We start from the raw sequence: 19702 nt of genomic DNA, 5'->3' as shown, positions 1-19702 counted from the left end.
TGTGTCCTCAATGTTGAGCATCTAATGAGAGTGGCATTTCTCTTTGTCAGGGACTCGCAGGCTGATCTTTTAGGGGGACAGATTGATTAGCTCAATGGCTTTCTCCCATCAGCAAGTAAACCAATTTCTGCTAGGCGTTCTAGAAGATATGCCCTTGCCGTCGTCGTGCCTGCCAACACTACTTCCCGACGAGGATGTAGAAAGAGCGGCATTGAAAACCTTGATGTTGCGCTCATGGGGCCTTCCGGATTGATGACGCGATGGGTTGCCGACCGATAATATCCGCCGCTTGCCATCTGCAGCATATCGCCGCCGTTGATCACAATATCCCCAGGACTACAGGGAACGCTAACCCAGTTTTCTTGAGGATCTAGAAGCTCTAAACCCATTGCTGTGGCGGCTGGCAACAGCGTAATCAAATTAATGTCTTCATGAGCAGCAGCTCGAATGGCCCCCGGTGGGATAGCCTCCGCTAGGGGTGGATAGTGAATCAAACGCAATAGGGTTTCTTGGCTACCATCGATCATGCGCCCCAGCGGTTCTGTGAAGGAGACGGTCTCGGGTGCAAACTGCTCTACCCAGACCAGCAACTCGGAGGCAAGCTGATTGAGTTGCTGGAAAAGCTGGTGTGTATTGTCCCCTATGCCTGCCGGTAAATCTGTCCAGGGATACAGGTGAAAAAATTCCTTCAGGTCAGGTACGGTATGCCCCTTGGCTTGCTCAAGCTGAAACGGGAAGTAGCCAGACTGCTGTTCGGGTTCAAATGTATGGTTGTGTTTCTGTTCTGAGGTAAAGAAAGTCGCCCAGTCTTGATAGACGGCCTGCACGAGTTGCTCGGCAATGGGAGGATGTCCTAAAACCGCAAATCCCGTCTCATGAAGACAGCGGGCTAGGGCTTCTGGGGTCTGTGGATCTCGGTATTCAAGGGGATGGAGCATCGGCCAATGATCGCCAAATGGGCAGTAAATCTTCTACCAGTACATCCTGCCATGACGGCCAAGCTGTTTTGATATGATCCTGAGCGGCTGCGGAGATTTGCGATCGCATCCCCTCATCCTCATAAAGCTGAGCAATCGCCTGCGCCCACTGTTCCGGCTCCTCTGTATCCATCATCAATCCATCTTTTCCTGGTTCCCGCAGCGTTTGATAGGCACCTCCCTGACTGGAGATCAGAACCGGCAGTCCGGCTGCTTTAGCCTCTAAAATCACGTTGCCCACAGTTTCGGTCGGGGACGGAAACACAAAGACATCTGCGCTGGCAAAAATAGTCCCTAACTTTTCTTGTTCAATGACGCCAGGGAGGGTGACCTGCTCGCCCAACAGTGCCTGAATATCCTGGGAACGGTGACCGCGACCCACTGCTAAGGCATGGATCGGTAGACCCTGATCAAGCAGAATCTTCGCGCTCTGGGCAAAGATCATTACGCGCTTGGGGTCGTCCAAGCGGCCTACGTACAGCAGCAGAAATTTGTCAGTGGGGATGCCGTAGGTTTTTTGGAGATGGTTGCGATCGCATCTTTCTGGATTAAATCGTTCCGTATCAATCCCTCGCCGTAGGTAAGAGACCTGATGCGCGGGTATGACTGTTTGCACCTCAGGATCATCAGGCTGCGAAATAAATACGTGATCGCAAGTTTGCCAGTAGTCCTGTTGCTGAGCCACCATCCTGCGGCGATAGCGCAGCGGAAGCTGCCACCGATCAAGGAGCCACTGATTCACGAAGCCATGACCGAACATTCCTTGCAAGCGCTGCTCTAGATAAATCTGCGTGTACTGAGGCGTATCGGTATGCACAGAAGCCACTAAGGGCTTCTTGTTTTGCTGGCAAAATGCCTGAGCTGTCTTGCCAAAGGTAAATAGAGGATGCGTCGTATGGGCCACGTCCATCGCTTCCAGGTAGGGCAGCAGCGCTGGGTTCCGGGACATCAAATCAGTATGGTCAGGGACATCCTGTAGAAAAGGCAGGCGCTCTGTGCTAAAGCGCGGTCGGTGCAGTATGTAACGAACCGTCTCCGACAGGGGTAGAACCTCAGCCGTATCCCCCAAGAAGTGTAGCGATAGATCGAGATCAGGTTGCGTGACGGCAGCCTGGGCAAATTTCTCCCAGCATTTCACATGCCCCCCTGCAGAGCGCTGCCACTTGAGATCAATAAAAACGCCAACAGAGATCATGAATCAAGAGTTGAGAGTGAAAGCTGATTTAGCGCTAGAGACAAGGACCGGGCCTACTCTCTAACTGCGACCAGTAGAATAGACGTATCGCAAACAATTCTAAGCCATGACTGCTGTTCAAACCCGCCGATTCACGGTTCAGGAATACTACCGCATGACGGAGCAGGGGATTCTATCACCCACTGAGCGGACCGAACTCATCAATGGAGAAATCGTCAAAATGGCGGCCAAGGGAACAGCTCACACCTCCGCAGTCTTGCTAGTTCAAGATGTTTTTAAGGAAAGTTTGGGGCGTCAGGTATTTGTCAAATCTCAAGATCCGATTCAACTCTTTAATGACTCGGAGCCGGAGCCAGATGTAGCCGTGGTCAAACGTGATCCTCTGGCGTATAGCACTCACCACCCGATTCCAGAAGAGATTTTATTGGTGATAGAGGTTGCAGATTCTAGCCTTAAATATGACTTAGAGACTATGGCTGTTCTCTACGCCCGAGCAGAAATTGCTGAGTATTGGGTTTTAGATGTTCTAACGCGGCAGCTTCACATCTTTCGCCAGCCCCATCAAGACCGTTATCAATCCCAAATGATTTTGGCGGAAACATTGGACGTTACGCCCATCGCATTTACAGACTGCACCATTGCCATCCGTGATTTACTGCCGCCTATCGCTCCAGATCAGAGTTGAGTGGTGTCCTGATTGGCTGCGCTATCAACTTTAGGAAAAACAACATCTTCATAGAGTGATGCTAAAGACCCTTTGTAACCAATACTGGGAAGTTGAAAGGCTGGGTCTGTAGGCCCAAAAAACTGTACGGACCATAGGCCATTCTCTGCGCGGCGATAGCATTCAACCCGCTGCACGTGAGTATTGATTAGGACGTACTCTTGCAAACTTTCGAGGCGCTGATAGTCAAAGAATTTATCGCCCCGGTCAAATGCAGCCGTAGATTCCGATAGCACCTCAACAATCAACTTTGGGAAGCGCTTATAGGTCGGCGTTTCCTGATCACGTTGATCACAAGTCACCATGACATCTGGGTAGAAGAAGCGATTCAACGATTCAATGCGAGCTTTCATATCAGAGATATATGCTCGACAGCCTTTACCCCGCAGATAGCTTCGCAGTTCAGCAAACAAATTTCCAGCAATGGTAACGTGGGCGTCGCTGGCTCCAGCCATTGCATAGGCGTCGCCATCTATATATTCATGTTTGATCGCGCTGGCCTTCTCAAGCTGCAGATATTCTTCGGGTGTGAGATAAGTCTGCTCAACAGAAGCAACCATGATGGGTGTGCCTTACGTGCGATTGGTTTCGATTGTAGCGCTCGCTGTTGTCTTAGTGGCTCTTTAGATGCCAAGCCCGAGGCTGCAAAAAAGCATAGATTCCCGCCACCGAGAGGGTAGATCCGATGCCTGAATGCCCTCGCCCCGTCCAGGGAAGTCTGGGGCTGACGCGATCGCAACAGTTCCAATAAGAACTCCCGCTGTTCACTTGGCTCAAAATGCCTACGGCCCGTTTTCGGCTGGCACTATACACCGATGCTGTGAGTCCATACTTGGTGTCGTTCATGAGTGCGATCGCACTTTCATCATCCTCAACGCACTGAATACCAATCACAGGACCAAAGGACTCTTCTTGCATGATCAGCATGTCGTGCGTCACCTTTGTGAGTACCGTTGGCTCAAAGTACCAACCCGGACCTGCAAGGGAATGTCCACCACAGCGTAATTGAGCACCTTTATCTAAAGCATCTTTGACCTGCTGCCTTAAGGCGATCAGTTGGGGCTGACGGCTGAGGGGACCAAGATAGGTTTGAGGCTCGGTGGGAGCGCCCCCTTTGAAACTTTGTACAGTGTGTAAGAATTTTTCGATGAATGGCTTATATACGTCTTTATGTACATAGATGCGTTCTATTCCGCAGCAGCTTTGGCCGTTGTTGTAGAAGGCTCCGTCCGCAAGACCTGCCGCCGCTGTCGCCACATCAGCATCGTCGCAGACGTAGGCCGGATCTTTACCTCCAAGCTCTAGCTGTGTCTTGATCAGCTTTGGAGCAGCTGCGATCGCAATTTTCTGCCCTGTCCCGTAAGAGCCTGTGAAAAATATACCGTCGATGGCCTGCTCTAGCAGGGCCGCTCCTGTTTCTCCTGCGCCAATGATGGGAATAAACACATCTTGGGGGATGCCTGCTTCGTGGAGAAGGGATGCGATTGCAAGCCCTGTCATCGTCGCTACTTCAGACGGTTTATACACAACAGCATTGCCGGTCAGCAACGCTGGGACAAAAACATTCGTTCCAACAAAATATGGGTAGTTCCAGGCAGAGATATTGGCAATAACCCCCAGCGGATCATAGGAAATGACTTCTTCTAGCTGGCCTGTGCCTGGCAGCGCCTGCCATGGTTCCTGATAAACGCGCTGCGGCGTCAACACTTGCGCAATATGTTCACAAAAGAAGTCAATGCGCTGGGGCGTTGCGAGAATTTCACTCTTCGACTGAGAAATCGGCTTTCCAGTTTCTGCCGTCATCGTTGCAGCTAGTGTTTCAACCTGCTGGATTAGTAAGTCTCTGAACTTTTCCAAAGCTCCAATCCGTTCAGGAAGCGGCAGCGAAGCCCAGGCTGGCTGGGCACTCCGAGCATGTTGTACCTTTTGCGCCACCGCTGCGCTATCGTCAACGGGAATCTCTTTGATTAGCTCCTCTGTTGCAGGGTTAAAGACAGAAATGAAGTCGGTCATAGAGGGTCCTAGGCAGCTAGCGCATCCTGGTAAATCGCGGCAAAATCGTCTCGGTTCACTGGCTTCGGATTCAGGGGATGGCAGCCATCATCAATCGCCACGTTGATAAGTTGCTCCACCTGTTCGCTCGACACGCCCAATTCACTAAGCGTCGGAGGTATGCCAATCCCGCTGGATAGCTCAACAATCCAGTCAATGAAATCTGTGCCGCTAGTTGCGGCTGGATTCACAATTCTAGCCATCCGTAAGAACTTTTCTGGTGCTGCCGATTGATTAAACCGCATGGTAGCGGGCAGCATCACCCCGTTGGCGAGGCCGTGGTGGGTATCGCATACCGTTGAGAGGGCATGGGCACAGGAATGGGTAACGCCTAAACCTTTTTGAAACGCGATCGCACCCATCATCGAAGCATTTAACATCCCCGCTCGCGATCTCAAATGATCGGCTTCATCAACGGATTCCCCTGAGGCCAACTGCTGGGCAAACAGAACGCTATCTTTTAGGTGCTGCGACACCAGATAAATTCCCTCCAGAGCAATGCCGTCACACAGTGGATTGCTGCCCTTAGCCAAGAACGCCTCAATCAAATGAGTCAAGGCATCCATACCTGTTGCTGCCGTGATTTTGGCCGGAAGTCCCAATAACAGTTCTGGATCAGCCAGCACCACCTGAGGCAGTAGCCGCGGATCAAAAACAATCTTCTTCGCGTGGGTTTCATCGTCAGAGATCACGGCGCTGCGACCCACTTCACTACCGGTCCCTGCCGTTGTTGGAATCGCCAGAATGGGTGGAATGGGCTGATCAATCGGTCGAGTGCTGGCTCCGTCTTCATAGTCAAACAGATGCCCTGGATGGTGAGCCATAAGTGCGATCGCCTTGGCGACATCCATCGGAGCGCCACCGCCCACGGCGATAATGCCATCAGCTCCATGAGATTGATAAGCTGACTGTCCTGCCACGACTTGAGAAACAACTGGGTTGCCCCAAAAGCTGCTAAAGGTACCGACCTTTAAAACAGAGAGAGAATCTTCAATGGCCGAGAACCAGGAAAGTGCAGCCACATCTTTATCGGTGACCAGCAGGGGCCGCTGGATGCCCAGAGCCGTAAGTTCTGACAGCAGCTCCGTCCTGACGCCTGCACCAAAGCGAATCTTGGTCGGAAAGTTATAGGTTGAGGTTTCAGAAGCCATAGACTCCCCTTAAATATCGATGTAATGGTTCATTTCCCAGTCCGTCACCTGATCGCAGAACGCGTTCCACTCCTTCTCTTTGAACTCAAAGAAGGTTTTTGCACCTAGATCGCCGAGCGTTTCCATGAGCAGCTCATTTTGCTTCAGTGCCTTGAGTGCCTCATACAGATTGGCTGGCAGCGTCGGCAAATCTGGGAACTCCGAGCCGCGTGCGTACAGATTTTCATCAATGCGCTCTCCAGGGGACGTTTGTTTTTTGATGCCGTCTATCCCTGCTGCCAGCAACCCTGCTAAAGCTAGGTACATATTGGCGGCCCCATCAATCAAGCGACACTCAAAGCGTCCGGCTTCAGGAATGCGCAGCATGTGGGACCGATTGTTGCCGCCATAGGAAATGTAGCGCGGTGACCAGGTGCTGCCTGAGGTGGTGGAACTAGCTCCCAAACGGCGATAGGAATTCACGGTGGGGGCAAACAAGGCCGTCAGCCCCTTGGCGTGTTCTAATACGCCCCCCAAGAAGTGATAGCCGACGGGCGAGAGTCCGCCCTTGTCTGCGCCCTCGGCAAAGCTGTTGGTCTCGCCCTGCCAGAGGCTATTGTGAACGTGACCGCCGCTGCCGGTAATGTGGCTGAAGGGCTTGGGCATGAAGGTGGCGGTGAAGCCGCGCTTCTCAGCCAAGGTTTTAACCATGTATTTAAAGAAGACATGGCGATCGCAAGCCACCTTGGCCTCGCTGAAGCTCCAGTTCAGCTCAAACTGACCGTTGGCATCTTCGTGATCACATTGGTAAGGCTCCCATCCCAGCGCTTCCATGTACCCCACCACTTCAGAAATCAGATCAAACTGGCGCATTAGGTTGAGCTGGTCATAGCAGGGACGCTCTGCTGTATCGCGGTCGTCGGCTACGACATAGCCCACATCTGTCTTTTTGAGTAGAAAGAACTCGGCTTCGATTCCAGCTTTATAGGTATATCCCAACTCAATACATTCATCTAAAACCTGATTGAGAATCGTGCGTGGCGCAGCGGGGAAGGGCTTGCCTTCAAAGTAAACGTCACTGGCAACCCAGCCGACTGTCGGCTCCCAAGGAAGCTGAATCAGTGAGCTTGGATCTGGAATCGCAGCAATTTCAGCAGCATCCGGTCCTAAGCCTAAATTAGAAGCAAAGGAAGAGAAGAAAGCTCCGTTCTTTTCAACAGATGCAATTTTAGCGGCGGGGACGAGCTTGGCTCTGGTCCCGCCCAGTAGGTCGGTGTAAGACACCAGAAAAAACTTGATACCGAGAGCTTGGGCCTGTTCAAACAGCGTCGTAGTCTGCGTGAGCGTTCCTACCATTGTGAGGGTCTCCGAGCGTATAGCTTTAGTCAAACAGCCTTATCTGAAAGCGTTTGTAGCCGCAGTTACGATCTCAAGAGAAGTCACGCTCGTTTTTCTACTATCGAGACAATATTCTGAGGTGAAGCGATAAGATTCCTGCATAATCAGCCAGAGAGGATGCCGTGGATTTATTGATGTTGCGATCGCAATGGACTGGTCCAGCCTCCCTAGAAAACCTAGTTACCCAAACTGTCACAGATGGCTTCGACGGCATCGAAGGCCCCATCCCCCAAAGTGTGGCAGAGCAACAACGCTACAAAAAACTCCTTGCCGATCATGAACTTTTTTTTATTGCCGAATCAACAACCGGCGGAGATTTTGGCAGCCCCTCCGACTGGTGGATACCTCGCCCAGACAAAACCATTGCTGATCACCTATCAGACTTGAGATGGACTGTTGAACATGCTGCAGAGATGGGAGCACTTTTCGTTTCGACAATGTGTGGGTACGATGCCTGGTCCTGGTCACAAAACGTCGATTTCTTCGGTCAAGCCTTAGAGCTAGAGAGCAGCTCTGGAATCACAATTAGCTTTGAAACTCATCGAGGGCGATCTCTTTTCAATCCTTGGATTACGCGAGATCTCCTCAACGAATTTCCGCAGATGAAATTGACCTGCGACTTTAGCCATTGGTGTGTCGTCTGTGAGCGGCTAATTGATTCAGAATGGTCAATTCTTGAGCTTTGTGCTGAACGAGCAATGCATGTTCAGTGTCGGGTGGGCTACCCTCAACATGCTCAAGTGTCTGATCCACGCGCACCAGAATATACAGAAGCACTAACGGCCCACGAACGCTGGTGGGATCTCATTTGGAAGCTGCAAGCCAAGCGAGGCATGCTACAGACCACGATGATGCCTGAATTTCTTTGGGATGGCTACATGCAAACATTGCCCTACAGTGCAATGCCTGTCGCTGATGTTTGGGACATAACCTGCTGGATGGCTCAGCGGCAACGTAAGCGATTCATGGAAAAGAGTACCGTGGAAATCTGAGATATCCGAATATACCCGCTCGTGAATTACTGGGGCTGGGAGTGCTTGAACCACGTTTCTCTTTGATAGAGAAATAGAGAGAGACCGAAGCAAATACCAACAGAAAACGTACCGAGAATATAAATTACAAGTAGGTTAGAGGGCATCTGAAATCGCTTCAGTTCGACGTAAGCAAAAATGAAAAAGATGAACGCAGAGATAGCAATATCGCTGGAGAGGAGCCTTGAAACCGGAGTCGCTAAAGCCTGTTCGAAGAAAAGGGAAACTGAAGCCTCACCTGAAAGCAAAAACTGCAAAAAAATTCCCCACGATATCACCAGACTGAGAATGATAAAGATGAGATAAATCTTGCTTAGACCCTGAGATTGGGAGCGCTGCTGAGTCGAGATATTCATCATGATGCATCCTTTGGGCGTGAGTATGGTTTGATTTCACAGTCCAATTGTGACTAGAAGAAGTAGTCAATTCAATTACGCTCGAGGTAATAGTAAAGAGGTACCCCCTGCTAAAAGCTTTTAAATAATGTCGTCAGAGAGCAGCTTAGATAAGGCCTTCGGTCAATTTTTGAGATACTGGCGATCGCAACGCAATTTCAGTCAGCTCGACCTGTCAATAGCGAGCGGCGTGTCGCAACGGCATATCAGCTTTGTTGAATCCGGACGCGCCCGTCCGAGTCGCGACATGGTCCTTAAGCTGGCGACTGTTCTTGACATTCCGTTGCGTCAGCAGAATAAAATGCTCACCGCAGCCGGTTTTGCCCCCATTTATTCAGAATTTGATCTGAGTGCTCCAGAGCTGGACCCTATTCGCCGTGCCTTAGACTTTGCGCTGCATCAGCAAGAACCCTACCCTGCACTGGTCATGGATCGCTACTGGAATCAGTTGAAAACCAACCAGGGAACCGCTCAGTTAATGGACTGGTTACTGTCAGGGCAAACTGTCTCTGATGAAATTGGGCCGAATCTGATGAAACTGATGCTGCACCCCAATGGAATTAAAGATCATGTTTCGAATTGGGATGCGATCGCACCTCACCTGATCCATCGAGTGCACCGGGAAGCATTGGCCGTTGGACAAGATGAACAATCGCAAGCCCTGCTTGAAAGTCTGTTGACCTATCCAGATGTTCTTGAACTATGGCAGGCTCCCGCAAAGGAGAACTGGCAGCTCCCACTGCTCACCGTCAACTTTTCTAAAGCTGGACAGCAGCTCAGCTTTTTTACGATGATTTCCACGTTAGGGACGCCGCAAGATATTACGCTGCAGGAGCTTCGCTTGGAATGCTTTTTCCCTGCTGATGAGATAACACAGCAACAATTTCAAAGATAGGTGTCTTCTCGTATTCATCACCCACCTAATGCAGCTAGTAGAAATTGGCTAAGCCCTGATGTTCGTATCCAGTTAGACAGTTTTATTCTTTAACTCAACGAATAATAGGGAATCGCTAAAACGGCCTTAAGCTCTTGAATGCAGGGGTTTTCAATGCACCATCTCGTTTGTTAAAGGTGCTAGAAACCTTTTCTCCTGCTTTTTGATCGCGGTTAAACAGTGGATTCTCGAATCGTACTGCTCGCCCTATAGAAAGGAGGTTCTCTTTTGGCAAGTCCATCACCCACTGCGCTTCAGAAACCTCATCTTCAAAGGACTGAACCTGCTAACCCGGTTGCGGAAAAACTCAGTGTTGATAAGGCCTGCAAAATCTTTCAACTAAAAGGACGCAAGCAGCTTTGCGCCGTTGACTCCGTCTCTTTTAACGTTCAACAGAACGAGATTGGTATTTTGCTCGGCCCCTCAGGGTGCGGTAAGTCTACAATCCTGCGAATGGTGGCCGGTCTAGAGTCCATTTCGGCAGGCAAGATTTTACTATCTGGTCACCCGATTGCGGGGCCAGGACGAGATCGCGGTATGGTCTTTCAAAGCTATACTTCTTTCCCCTGGTTGACCGTTAGAGAGAATGTCGAGTACGGTCTCAAAGTTAACGGTATCCCCCGAGCCGAACGTCGTGATATCGCCAACCATTTTATTGATCGTGTCCGGCTGACGCAATTTAGAGATGCTTATCCCGGTCAGCTCTCAGGGGGAATGCGACAGCGAGTTGCGATCGCACGCGCCCTCGCCAACGGTCCAGAAATCTTACTCATGGATGAACCCTTCGGCGCACTGGACCCCGAAACCCGGTGGCAGATGCAGGAGCTGCTTCTAGATATTGTCCGTACCGAGAACATGACGGTGCTGATGGTCACTCACGACGTTGATGAAGCTCTATTCCTAGCTGACAAAATTGTTTTCCTCTCCAGCCACCCCGGAACGATCAGAGAAATTATCCCAGCTCCGCGACAGGGTGAGGCCAAGCCAATCACCAAGGAAAGCATGTATGAAATCTCTGAATATATCGACCTGCAAAAGAGAATTATGCATTTGATGAGGGAAGTTGCCCATGATCCAGCTCGCTGAGCCTCGGGTTCTTTCTGGCTTTGATATCAAGAAACCTGTTTCTAGGCAATTACAGGTACTGTTGGGGCTTTCGAGCTGGATACTGTTCTTAGTGGGCTGGCATGTTTTAGCTACCAGTGGACAGATCAGCGAGCAGCTATTTCCGCCGCCCCTGACAGTATTTACGGCCCTGTGGATTTTGTTTGCCGAGCAAGATTTTCTAGCTGATGTGCTGCAGAGCGTCTTTCGGATTTTGATTAGTTACGGGATTGCGATCACAATTGCTCTCCCCTTAGGTCTCTTGATGGGTACCTTTCCCATCGTGGCAGCCTTTTTCAATCCCCTTGTTTCTCCCTTTCGTTATTTACCAGCCCCATCGTTCATTCCGCTCCTGCTCATGTGGCTGGGCACCGGAGATGAACAGAAAATTGTGCTCCTGGTACTGGGCGTTGTCTGGTTTCTAATCACGCTAATTATGGACAACACCCAGGCTGTTCGCATGGAGCTAGTGGAAACCGCAAAAACGCTAGGGGCGAGTAAACGCAGCATTTTGGGAACCGTCATTTTTCGAGCGGCCCTACCTAACATTGTCGATACCCTCCGGCAAATGCTGGCGGTGAGCTGGACCTATTTGGTGATTGCTGAAATCGTGGCGGCCACCAACGGTATCGGAGCCGTAATGATGCGGGCCAAGCGATTTGTCCACGTCGATGAAATTATGGCTGGCATTTTGGTGATTGGTGTCTTGGGCCTGCTGTTTGATACCGCTTTGCGACTGCTGCACTGGCAACTTTTCCCCTATCTACATCAAGCAAAAAACTAACTGTGTGGAGTGCCTCATGAAAAGAAGAAGACTGTTCGGATTCGTTTGCCTAATGGCTGTCACTTTCACAGTGGTCGCCTGTAGCTCACAGACCTCCGGTAACTCTGGAGCATCAGGAGGTGTTGAGAAGAAAGAGACCGTTAAAGTCTCACTGTTCTCTTGGCCGGGGTATGGCTTCTGGTTCATTGCTAAAGAGAAGAACCTTGTTCCTGAGCTAGATCTCGATATCAGCATTATTGAAGATCCTTACGAAAGCTTCAACCTCATGAGTTCGGGCCAGCTCGATGCCACCTCTAGCACAGTGGAGTATGGCCCCATCGCTGTAGATAAAGACGTTCCTGTAAAACTGGTGAGCTATACAAACCCCTCCTATGGAACCGATCGCATCATCCTCAGCCCTCAAATTAAAGATCCTTCAGAGTTGAAGGGGAAAAAGGTCGCGGTGCTCGAAGGGGGACTCACTCAGATTTATATGGGCATTTGGCTAGAGGAGAATGGCGTCAACTTCAAAGATGTCGAATTTACCAATGTGATTATGGATGATGCCGTCGCCGCGATGCTCTCTGGCGAAGTGGCCGCAGGAGAGTTCTGGGAGCCATTCGGCACCCAAGTCCTAGAAGGCTTAGAGGGCGCACGGGCCGTAACAAGTTCTAGCGAGGATTTCTGGATTAAAACGGCTTTATTGGGGGATGGCATGTATATGAGCGAATCGCTGTTGAACGATCGTCCTGAAGCCGCGAAGCTGCTTATGAAAGCCTACTTCGAGGCAGTTACGTTCTGGAAAGAGAACCCGGAAGAGGGCAACAAGATTATTGCCGAAGGCTTAAAGTTTGACGTCAAAGATGTAGAGAACGTGATTGGTGCCGACGGCGAAATCTATAAAGGCGGCATTGCGGTCTTTGATTTAGAAGAAGCCTCGAAGTTCATGGGGTTAGCCGAGGGAGAGCCACCTCTGGGCATGAAGAATGGACAAATTAGAGACCACTGGGATCTCACCAGTGAATGGTGGATGAAGTTCGGGCTAGTAGAGGAAAAAGCAGAGCCTGAAGCTGGCATTGCCTTTGAACCGATGAAAAGTCTCCTTGCAGAACAGTAAAATATGCCAATGATGAATCGAATCAGTTAACTCTAGAATGGTTTATGGAAATCACGTCTAGCTTGAAAGGCTTTCCATATGGCACTACCTTTGCTGAAGTATCCTCCTGCATCTCAGAACAATCGCGTTGCAAGCTTTGAGCTTCCTAGCGATGAGCAGGCAAGAGTCTATTCAATTCAGTACGTACTCTCAGCAAGTGAAATGGATAGCTTGATCGAAGCGGCTTATCTGCAGGTCTATCATGAACAGCAGAACCTCTCTGCCTGCCGACAACCTTTTCTAGAGTCACAGCTTAGAATTGGCCAAATCACAGTAAAAGAGTTTATTCGAGGCTTAGCGACATCCGAAGCCTTTCGGCGGCTCAATTATGAGGTCAACAATAACTATCGATTTACTGAACTCTGCATTCAACGGCTCTTAGGCCGCCCCGTCTATAACGAGCGGGAGAAGTTGGCTTGGTCCATTGTTCTGGCTACAAAAGGTCTGAGGGGCTTCATTGCTGAGCTGCTTGATAGTGAAGAATATATGGACTCCTTTGGCGACTATACCGTTCCCTACCAAAGGCGTCGGATTTTATCTCAACGTTCTGTGGGTGCATTGACCTTTGCCCACACAGCGCGTTATGGAACTGACTATCGAGATAAGCTGCCGTCCCCGAGCCGCTATACGCTTTACCGCGCATCCGAACTCAGTGGACAGAAGTTTCGCATTGATATGGGGCCTGAAGAGAAGCGTTTGCTATTCCTAGCAGCTTTGACGTTTATAGCTGCAGCTTTGTGGTTGGTGCTAGAACTGCCACTATCAGATAGCCCGATGATTGCTTTGCTATATTCTGGGCTTGATTTTCTAGATTCTCAGGAGTCTCTAGGCTTTCTAGATCCTCTGCTTGATTTTCTGGATACAGTTTTAAGCTTTATCGTCAGGCATATTTAGAGGGCAGTATGAAACTGCTTATTGGTCTAAATAAGATTCAGATGCGATCGCAATGAATATCCTTGTAATCCAAAGTGGTGCTTTAGATCCTATTGGCGTCTTAGGTGACGCCCTAATTCAGCAAGGGGCCAACCTGTCCATCTGGTTGTCAGCAGAGGAAGAAGCACCACCTGAAGGGGACTATGCAGGTTTGATTCTTCTGGGCGGTTCAATGAATGCCCATGAAGATGAAAAATTTCCACATCTGCATCAATGCGTAGAACTCATTCATCAATTTCACGCAGAGGGAAAACCCATCATGGGTGTGTGTTTAGGAGCGCAGTTAATTGCTCGCGCCTTCGGTCGTCAGGTCTATCCACACACGGTGCCTGAAATTGGTTTTGTGCCTATTACGGTGGCTGACCCCACGGCGGAGGAACCCTGGCTGCAGGGCTGCCCTGATGATTTACACCTGATGCAGTGGCACTTTGATACCTTTGATTTACCCAATCAGGCCACCCTGCTGATGACCAATGACATCTGTAAACATCAGGCGTATCGCATCGGCCGCAATATTTATGGCTTTCAATTTCATCTAGAGGTCACGCCTGAGATCGTCAGGAAATGGCTGGCGACAAAAAATGAGTGGGTTGAGAAAAACTATCCTGATCTCGATCAGCAGGTGGCTGAACAGCTCGCGCACTATGCTCATCAGTCAGCCCGCTTTGCCGAACAGGTGGCAAACTTCTGGATTAATCTTGTTCCTGTTTCTCTCTCTGTCTAGATTCACGCTCAACTCGCATATAGCCCTATGTCTTTCCCCAACTTCCAATCTCTTTCTCCTGAACTCCAGGCACTGCAGTCAACACTCCAGGAGCAAGGGGTGAAATATGCAATGGCGAGCTTTGTCGATATTCACGGCATGTGCAAGGGCAAAGTTGTCCCCATGAGTCATTTTGACCGAATGATGCAGGGTTCTGAGTTATTCACAGGTGCTGCCCTTGATGGCGTTCCTCAGGAGATTAACGATGATGAAGTGGGTACAATGCCTGACCCCGACAGCGTTACTGTTCTACCCTGGAACTCTGAGATCGCCTGGTTTGCCAGCGATTTGCATCTGGTGGGCGAACCCTTTGAAGCCTGCAGCCGCACCATCCTCAAGCGGGTTCTGAAGCAGGCTGCAGACATGGGCTATCGCTTTAATTTAGGAATCGAAACGGAGTTCTTTATTTTCAAGGAAACTGAAAGCGGATTTAGTCCGGTCAGCGATCGCGACACCCTACCCAAGGCGGCCTATGCGCTGCCAACGGTGCTGGATAACTACAAAATCATCGATCGCATTGTCAGTGCCATGAATGACCTGGGCTGGGATGTCTATTCCTTTGACCACGAAGATGCTCAGGGCCAGTTTGAGACTGATTTCACTTACTGCGATGGCCTCAAGATGGCCGACCGGCTGACGTTCTTTCGCTTCATGGTTAAGGAACTGGCGAGAGAAGAAGGCTACTTTGCTAGCTTTATGCCTAAGCCTTTTGCCAATCAGACCGGCAGCGGTGCCCACTACAATATGTCCCTGGCGGATCCTGAAACGGGTAAAAATCTCTTTGAAGACCCGCTTGATACCTGTGGCCTCTCGAAGCTGGGCTATCAGTTTATTGCTGGGGTATTGAAGCACGCTAAAGCCATTGTTTCAGTCACCTGTCCGACGGTGAACAGCTACAAGCGGCTGGTCCGCAAGGGCAGCATGTCTGGATTTACCTGGGCACCTGTTTATGTCTGCTATGGCAACAATAACCGTACCAATATGCTCCGTATTCCTCTCGGAGGTGGACGAGTGGAATGCCGTGCTGCCGATATTTCGACTAATCTTTATTTAGGTGCAGCGATGATTTTAGCGGCTGGGCTAGAGGGCATCCGAGAAGGGTTAGACCCTGGGGCACCTCATACTGAGAATATGTATGACTATTCCCTTGAAGAACTCAAGGAGATGGGGGTTGAGACGCTGCCGAAGACTTTGGGGGATGCGATCGCAAGTTTCGCCGCCGACCCGCTCAGCAAAGAGGTGATGGGCCCTCTCATGTACCAGACCTACATTGACTTCAAAACCCAAGAATGGGAAGAGTATCACTGTCACATCTCTGATTGGGAAATTCAGCGCTATCTCAAATTTTTCTAATAGCGCCAGTAGCATGAGTCTAGTCGATTCATGCTACAAAGCCGATGGAAAGGCTACTCTACCTCACTTGTTAAGCGAGCCGTCCACATCTCTGGTGGGTCTGAGTAGTAATCAATTTCTAGAACTTTGTAGGTTGTGAGAACATCGGAATCTTGAATCTGAATCAAATCATTCTCTTTAACGCCAAAGTGGTGAGCAGTCATGTAGTGTTCACCAGAATGCTCGGTACTTTCCTCAATAAAAAAATTGACGTCTTGATTGAATGATTGGTAGTAGTGAACCCTAGATTTTCTTTGCCAGTCTTGCAGAAGCCTAGAGAATCTAGACCTTATTCTTCTCTGAGCATGCACTCTACTGGAATGCTCAACCTCTACAGATGTAATCACAAATGACCCCCATTAACTGCATAGTATTGCTCTGTTAGTCAAGTTACTACTTAGCTTTCCCAAAAACTTCCGTAAATGTACTGACGTGAAATGATTTTAATTACTTTAGTTGAATAAAAATATCTTAATTCTGTCATTCATGCATTGCAGAGTTTATGAGGCAAAGAAGCGCAACGTAGTACGATTGATGACCGCTAGACAATGTAAGTAGCGAGGCAGAATCAAGTTAAAGATCAGATATTTGCAAATGCTCTACATGGCCCTCACCCCCAGCCCCTCTCCCAACATTGGGCGAGGGGGGCTGGGGGGGTGAGGGCCAATGCAACGATATTGAATTTAATCAGGAATCTTCAATTCAATTAAGCCTATCTACTTACTACGTTGACTTCGGCTTTACTGGGTAGCTGCCCTTCTTTTTAGTCATTCACAAGGCGGTAACCACCATGAGAGCCACGTTGCTCTAGTTTAGGAAATCCCTTGTATTCTCCACTAGAGCCACCGACCCCTTCTTCGGTCACAATCTTCTGAGCACCGTGGTGGCCTCTGACAAAAATCGTAGAGCGTCGAGTCTCAGTTTGACGGGCTAACTGGGCTGCAGGCGCTTCAGACTTTCGAGTCTTCACAATTTGACCCGCTCCATCCTGGGAATGCTCAAGCTCAAAAGCATGAGCAGGTGTGGTCAGATTCAATACGCTGCCGAGGGCTAAAGCACCAGGGATAACAGCAAGGGCACCTAAAATTACTTTGTTAGCCATACCATTTTTCTCCTTGTGAGGGGTGATGCAGTTAACATCTATTTTTGTATTACTGCTTACAGTTTTTAGAGTGACAGGCCAACCTGAACGACATCTAAACCCTATATAGAAGATGACTGAATTGAGTCTGAGAAGACACTCAGGCACCCGGAAGTTCCCCAACGGTTCTTAAACGCTTGTCCTGAGGAGGGTAAAAGCTAGAGGTAGGCATGTGAACCCTTCTAGGGTTTTAAACAAGCGTCCCTCGCTTCAGTTGTTCTCGCTCAATGGCCTCAAATAGTGCTGTAAAATTTCGTTCCCCAAAGCCCCGTGCTCGAAGTCGACGCTCGATCACTTCAAAGAAAAAGGTGGGTTGCGCAAAGATGGGTTGAGTAAAGGTTTGTAGCAGCGCTTGAGAGGGTTGCTGTAGTTCTACTAATATTCGCTGTTCTTCGATAGCCTCTAGCTCTAGCATTGATGACGCCTGCTGCCGCAGTTGTGCATAGTAGCTCGGTGGAATTTCTAAAAAGCTGAGGCCCCGCTGACGCAGCTGCCTAACGGTTTGGGTAATGTTGACGGTGCTTAAAGCAATATGTTGAATTCCAGGTCCGTGGTTGCAGTCCAGGAATTCTTGGATTTGCGATCGCATCGAGGCCGGTTCGTTAATCGGAAACTGGGCTGTGCCCTCAGGATGCACTAACACCTGACTACAGAGTGCCGACCGCTCCGTCTGAATATTAAAATAGTCTCGGGCTTCAAATCCCAGCACCGCCTGATACCAACCAATAGCATCCTGGAGCTGATCGCGCTCGACATTTAGTACTGCGTGATCAATCTTGAGCAAGGTGGGGCCATTGTCGACCGGTGAATCAATGGCTTCTGAAGTCGTTGAAGCAGACGATGCCTTTGCTTGAGACTGAACGAGCGTATGCCGGAGATTTCCCCAGCCTTGAATGGTGACCTGATGCCGATCTGAGGGTGATGATGAAAGTAGAGAGACTCGGTGACGCTTCACCCGCTCCAGCAATGCCTCAAGATCTGTCACTCGAAAGGCTAGATCTGCGACGCCGGGGGGATGCTGTTTTAAATAAGCTGCCACAGGGCTTGATGACGTTCGGGGAGACGACACTCGAATCGTGACTGCTCCCGTTTGTAAAATTTCAGTCTGTGTCTTTAAATCCTGCTGTTGCCCGATTGCCCTGAATCCCATTGTGCGTACAAACCAATCGCGGGAGCGCTCAGCGTCATGCACGTAGAAGTGAGCGTGATCAATGTCCATATATCAATGATTAGACGGGCAAAAGCATAGGGTCGGAGCATTTTCACTATAAAACGTTTCTTTTAACATCGGCTGAGCCGTCGGATAGAAAGCCGCTACTATTATGGGACAGATAAGAGGATAAAAAGTGCTAGCTGCAGTTCTCCACGGCCAGGAAGATTTACGGTTAGAAACCTGCACCGATCCAACGCCTGATTCTGGCGAAGTGATTCTTCAAATCGATGTTGCCACCACCTGCGGTACAGATCTCAAGGTATGGCGGCGGGGTGGCCATGCCAAAATGCTGCGGCCTCCGACGCTCTTTGGCCACGAAGCTGCCGGTCACATCGTGGCCGTTGGTGAAGGCGTCTCGGCTTGGAAGGTGGGCGATCGCGTGATTGCGAATAACTCTGCTCCTTGCATGGCGTGTTGGTATTGCCAGCGTCAGGAATATTCGCTGTGTACTGATTTGACCTTCAATAACGGCACGTTTGCCCAGTATCAAAAAATCCCGGCTCCGATTGTGCAGCATAATTTACTCTTGATTCCAGACGGAATGCCCGATGCGCTGGCGTCACTTACAGAACCTCTGGCCTGTGTTCTACACGGCGCGGCCCGCTCGGGTCTGCGACCCCGCTCAGAGTGGATCACGCCGCCACAGATTGCGGTGATTGGCGATGGGGCCATCGGTTTGATGTTTGTGGGTGTTTTGGCGCATCAAGGGGCTGAGGTGCTGTTGTTTGGTGGATCAGATCAGCGCCTAGAGTTAGGGAAAAAGTTGGGAGCAGCTCAGATTTTCAATCATCATCAAGTCTCAAGCTTGCCGGAGCAGGTGCGAGACTTAACGGCAGGACGAGGGGCCGATATCGTGGTCGAGGCGACGGGGGTGCCTGCCGTCTGGGAGGATGCGATCGCATCTGCCCGACCGGGAGCCACGGTCAACCTGTTCGGCGGCTGTCCCAAAGCCACAAAAATCTCTGTCGATACGGGGCTACTCCACTACAGCGAGCTAACGCTTAAAGGGGTGTTTCACAATACGCCTCACTTTGTCCGAGAGTCGTTGGCGCTGTTGGCGAGTCAGAAGCTTCCGTTTGACCAGTTAATTACCGATCAGCAGCCGCTGAAAAACCTAGAACAGGCGTTTTTTGATATGCGCGATCGCAAAACAATCAAAGCTGCAATTTTGCCCCACTGAAGGTTCTGGAGTACAGATGCTGATTTGAAGCAGCATGACTCCTGCACTGCAGTACCGTGAATTAAAGATACAGACTGTCTTACCAATCAATATCTGGGTAGTCCTAAATAGGTAAGGATTGATTGTAATGGTGAATAAAGTACCAAATAGCACCGATATGATTCTCTAGCTTTTTGGAGAATGACAGTGTCTTGCGCACCAATCTTGAGACGCGTTGGCGT

20 protein-coding genes and 1 pseudogene are annotated in these 19702 nt (G+C 49.9%); 10 read left to right on the top strand and 11 right to left on the bottom strand.

Going from position 1 to position 19702, the window contains the following annotated elements:
- Positions 1–86: 86 nt before the first annotated feature.
- The gene (locus tag C1752_RS18450; RefSeq protein WP_110987535.1) at positions 87–938 is read right to left on the bottom strand and encodes a 2OG-Fe(II) oxygenase family protein; all 852 of its coding nucleotides are present in this window, start codon (positions 936–938) and stop codon (positions 87–89) included.
- Positions 922–2172 carry a glycosyltransferase gene (locus tag C1752_RS18445; RefSeq protein ID WP_110987534.1) on the bottom strand — a complete coding sequence of 417 codons (1251 nt, stop codon included), beginning with the start codon at positions 2170–2172 and terminating at the stop codon, positions 922–924. Before C1752_RS18445 ends, C1752_RS18450 begins: the two co-directional genes overlap by 17 nt.
- A 106-nt stretch (positions 2173–2278) precedes the next feature.
- Between C1752_RS18445 and C1752_RS18440 the strand changes: the two genes are divergently transcribed.
- On the top strand, positions 2279–2857 hold the full coding sequence (locus C1752_RS18440) for a Uma2 family endonuclease (protein WP_110987533.1): 579 nt from the start codon (positions 2279–2281) through the stop codon (positions 2855–2857).
- On the opposite strand, the gene C1752_RS18435 is transcribed toward C1752_RS18440, so the two are convergent.
- From C1752_RS18435 to glnT (C1752_RS18420), 4 genes are read right to left on the bottom strand one after another with little or no spacing between them, the layout of a single operon-like run.
- Positions 2848–3456 carry a Uma2 family endonuclease gene (locus C1752_RS18435; protein ID WP_110987532.1) on the bottom strand — a complete coding sequence of 203 codons (609 nt, stop codon included), beginning with the start codon at positions 3454–3456 and terminating at the stop codon, positions 2848–2850. The two genes, C1752_RS18440 and C1752_RS18435, sit on opposite strands and share 10 nt — an antisense overlap.
- Before the next feature lie 52 nt (positions 3457–3508).
- Positions 3509–4909 (bottom strand): aldehyde dehydrogenase family protein, encoded by a 1401-nt coding sequence (locus tag C1752_RS18430; RefSeq protein WP_110987531.1) that lies wholly within the window; start codon positions 4907–4909, stop codon positions 3509–3511.
- Positions 4910–4917: 8 nt separating this feature from the next.
- Complete coding sequence (locus C1752_RS18425; RefSeq protein WP_110987530.1) at positions 4918–6099, bottom strand: iron-containing alcohol dehydrogenase; 1182 nt, start codon at positions 6097–6099, stop codon at positions 4918–4920.
- A gap of 9 nt (positions 6100–6108) precedes the next feature.
- A complete protein-coding gene (glnT, locus tag C1752_RS18420; protein ID WP_110987529.1) occupies positions 6109–7434 on the bottom strand; it encodes a type III glutamate--ammonia ligase in 1326 nt (441 codons plus the stop codon).
- Positions 7435–7598: 164 nt separating this feature from the next.
- On the opposite strand from glnT (C1752_RS18420), the gene C1752_RS18415 reads away from it, so the two are divergent.
- Positions 7599–8468, top strand: a complete 870-nt coding sequence (locus C1752_RS18415; protein ID WP_110987528.1) for a sugar phosphate isomerase/epimerase family protein — start codon at positions 7599–7601, stop codon at positions 8466–8468.
- Between the two features lie 26 nt (positions 8469–8494).
- Here the strand turns inward: C1752_RS18415 and C1752_RS18410 are convergent, their stop codons facing one another.
- Complete coding sequence (locus tag C1752_RS18410; RefSeq protein ID WP_158535137.1) at positions 8495–8863, bottom strand: DUF2834 domain-containing protein; 369 nt, start codon at positions 8861–8863, stop codon at positions 8495–8497.
- Between the two features lie 127 nt (positions 8864–8990).
- Here C1752_RS18410 and C1752_RS18405 point away from each other — a divergent pair, with 127 nt between their 5' ends.
- The 7 genes from C1752_RS18405 (at position 8991) to glnT (C1752_RS18375) (ending at position 15908) form a co-directional block, all read left to right on the top strand.
- Positions 8991–9797: a helix-turn-helix domain-containing protein gene (locus tag C1752_RS18405; RefSeq protein WP_110987526.1), complete on the top strand. Its 807-nt coding sequence runs from the start codon at positions 8991–8993 to the stop codon at positions 9795–9797.
- Between the two features lie 267 nt (positions 9798–10064).
- A complete protein-coding gene (locus C1752_RS18400; protein WP_233501711.1) occupies positions 10065–10922 on the top strand; it encodes an ABC transporter ATP-binding protein in 858 nt (285 codons plus the stop codon).
- Positions 10906–11724 (top strand): ABC transporter permease, encoded by an 819-nt coding sequence (locus C1752_RS18395; protein WP_110987525.1) that lies wholly within the window; start codon positions 10906–10908, stop codon positions 11722–11724. Before C1752_RS18400 ends, C1752_RS18395 begins: the two co-directional genes overlap by 17 nt.
- 52 nt (positions 11725–11776) lie before the next feature.
- Positions 11777–12820 carry an ABC transporter substrate-binding protein gene (locus C1752_RS18390; RefSeq protein ID WP_110987524.1) on the top strand — a complete coding sequence of 348 codons (1044 nt, stop codon included), beginning with the start codon at positions 11777–11779 and terminating at the stop codon, positions 12818–12820.
- Positions 12821–12898: 78 nt separating this feature from the next.
- Positions 12899–13753, top strand: a complete 855-nt coding sequence (locus C1752_RS18385; RefSeq protein WP_110987523.1) for a phycobilisome rod-core linker polypeptide — start codon at positions 12899–12901, stop codon at positions 13751–13753.
- A gap of 52 nt (positions 13754–13805) precedes the next feature.
- A complete protein-coding gene (locus tag C1752_RS18380; RefSeq protein WP_110987522.1) occupies positions 13806–14516 on the top strand; it encodes a type 1 glutamine amidotransferase in 711 nt (236 codons plus the stop codon).
- Positions 14517–14543: 27 nt separating this feature from the next.
- The gene (gene glnT, locus C1752_RS18375) at positions 14544–15908 is read left to right on the top strand and encodes a type III glutamate--ammonia ligase (RefSeq protein ID WP_110987521.1); all 1365 of its coding nucleotides are present in this window, start codon (positions 14544–14546) and stop codon (positions 15906–15908) included.
- A gap of 53 nt (positions 15909–15961) precedes the next feature.
- Here the strand turns inward: glnT (C1752_RS18375) and C1752_RS28525 are convergent, their stop codons facing one another.
- The 3 genes from C1752_RS28525 to hppD form a co-directional block, all read right to left on the bottom strand.
- The gene (locus C1752_RS28525) at positions 15962–16111 is read right to left on the bottom strand and encodes a hypothetical protein (RefSeq protein ID WP_158535136.1); all 150 of its coding nucleotides are present in this window, start codon (positions 16109–16111) and stop codon (positions 15962–15964) included.
- 599 nt (positions 16112–16710) lie between these two features.
- Positions 16711–17049, bottom strand: coding sequence for a hypothetical protein (locus C1752_RS18370; RefSeq protein WP_110987520.1), 339 nt, complete (start codon positions 17047–17049; stop codon positions 16711–16713).
- A 229-nt stretch (positions 17050–17278) separates the two neighbouring features.
- Entirely contained in the window at positions 17279–18307 is a 1029-nt protein-coding gene (gene hppD, locus C1752_RS18365) for a 4-hydroxyphenylpyruvate dioxygenase (RefSeq protein ID WP_110987519.1), read from the bottom strand.
- A 127-nt stretch (positions 18308–18434) separates the two neighbouring features.
- Between hppD and C1752_RS18360 the strand changes: the two genes are divergently transcribed.
- A complete protein-coding gene (locus C1752_RS18360; protein WP_110987518.1) occupies positions 18435–19481 on the top strand; it encodes a zinc-dependent alcohol dehydrogenase in 1047 nt (348 codons plus the stop codon).
- A 103-nt stretch (positions 19482–19584) separates the two neighbouring features.
- Here the strand turns inward: C1752_RS18360 and C1752_RS18355 are convergent.
- Positions 19585–19702: pseudogene (locus C1752_RS18355) on the bottom strand (IS1 family transposase); the annotation flags it as partial.

The organism is Acaryochloris thomasi RCC1774 (genome assembly GCF_003231495.1).
GTDB lineage: Bacteria > Cyanobacteriota > Cyanobacteriia > Thermosynechococcales > Thermosynechococcaceae > RCC1774.
This window is presented reverse-complemented; position numbering and strand designations above follow the sequence as displayed.

Excerpts from the sequence above, each read along its gene's own strand:
- C1752_RS18445 (WP_110987534.1), bottom strand. The coding sequence starts at position 2,172 with ATGATCTCTGTTGGCGTTTTTATTGATCTCAAGTGGCAGCGCTCTGCA.
- C1752_RS18390 (WP_110987524.1), top strand. The coding sequence starts at position 11,777 with ATGGCTGTCACTTTCACAGTGGTCGCCTGTAGCTCACAGACCTCCGGT.
- C1752_RS18370 (WP_110987520.1), bottom strand. The coding sequence starts at position 17,049 with ATGGCTAACAAAGTAATTTTAGGTGCCCTTGCTGTTATCCCTGGTGCT.
- C1752_RS18450 (WP_110987535.1), bottom strand. The coding sequence starts at position 938 with ATGCTCCATCCCCTTGAATACCGAGATCCACAGACCCCAGAAGCCCTA.
- C1752_RS18380 (WP_110987522.1), top strand. The coding sequence starts at position 13,806 with ATGAATATCCTTGTAATCCAAAGTGGTGCTTTAGATCCTATTGGCGTC.
- C1752_RS18405 (WP_110987526.1), top strand. The coding sequence starts at position 8,991 with ATGTCGTCAGAGAGCAGCTTAGATAAGGCCTTCGGTCAATTTTTGAGA.
- C1752_RS18440 (WP_110987533.1), top strand. The coding sequence starts at position 2,279 with ATGACTGCTGTTCAAACCCGCCGATTCACGGTTCAGGAATACTACCGC.
- glnT (WP_110987529.1), bottom strand. The coding sequence starts at position 7,434 with ATGGTAGGAACGCTCACGCAGACTACGACGCTGTTTGAACAGGCCCAA.
- C1752_RS18385 (WP_110987523.1), top strand. The coding sequence starts at position 12,899 with ATGGCACTACCTTTGCTGAAGTATCCTCCTGCATCTCAGAACAATCGC.
- C1752_RS18435 (WP_110987532.1), bottom strand. The coding sequence starts at position 3,456 with ATGGTTGCTTCTGTTGAGCAGACTTATCTCACACCCGAAGAATATCTG.
- C1752_RS18430 (WP_110987531.1), bottom strand. The coding sequence starts at position 4,909 with ATGACCGACTTCATTTCTGTCTTTAACCCTGCAACAGAGGAGCTAATC.
- C1752_RS18410 (WP_158535137.1), bottom strand. The coding sequence starts at position 8,863 with ATGAATATCTCGACTCAGCAGCGCTCCCAATCTCAGGGTCTAAGCAAG.
- hppD (WP_110987519.1), bottom strand. The coding sequence starts at position 18,307 with ATGGACATTGATCACGCTCACTTCTACGTGCATGACGCTGAGCGCTCC.
- glnT (WP_110987521.1), top strand. The coding sequence starts at position 14,544 with ATGTCTTTCCCCAACTTCCAATCTCTTTCTCCTGAACTCCAGGCACTG.
- C1752_RS28525 (WP_158535136.1), bottom strand. The coding sequence starts at position 16,111 with ATGACTGCTCACCACTTTGGCGTTAAAGAGAATGATTTGATTCAGATT.
- C1752_RS18395 (WP_110987525.1), top strand. The coding sequence starts at position 10,906 with ATGATCCAGCTCGCTGAGCCTCGGGTTCTTTCTGGCTTTGATATCAAG.
- C1752_RS18425 (WP_110987530.1), bottom strand. The coding sequence starts at position 6,099 with ATGGCTTCTGAAACCTCAACCTATAACTTTCCGACCAAGATTCGCTTT.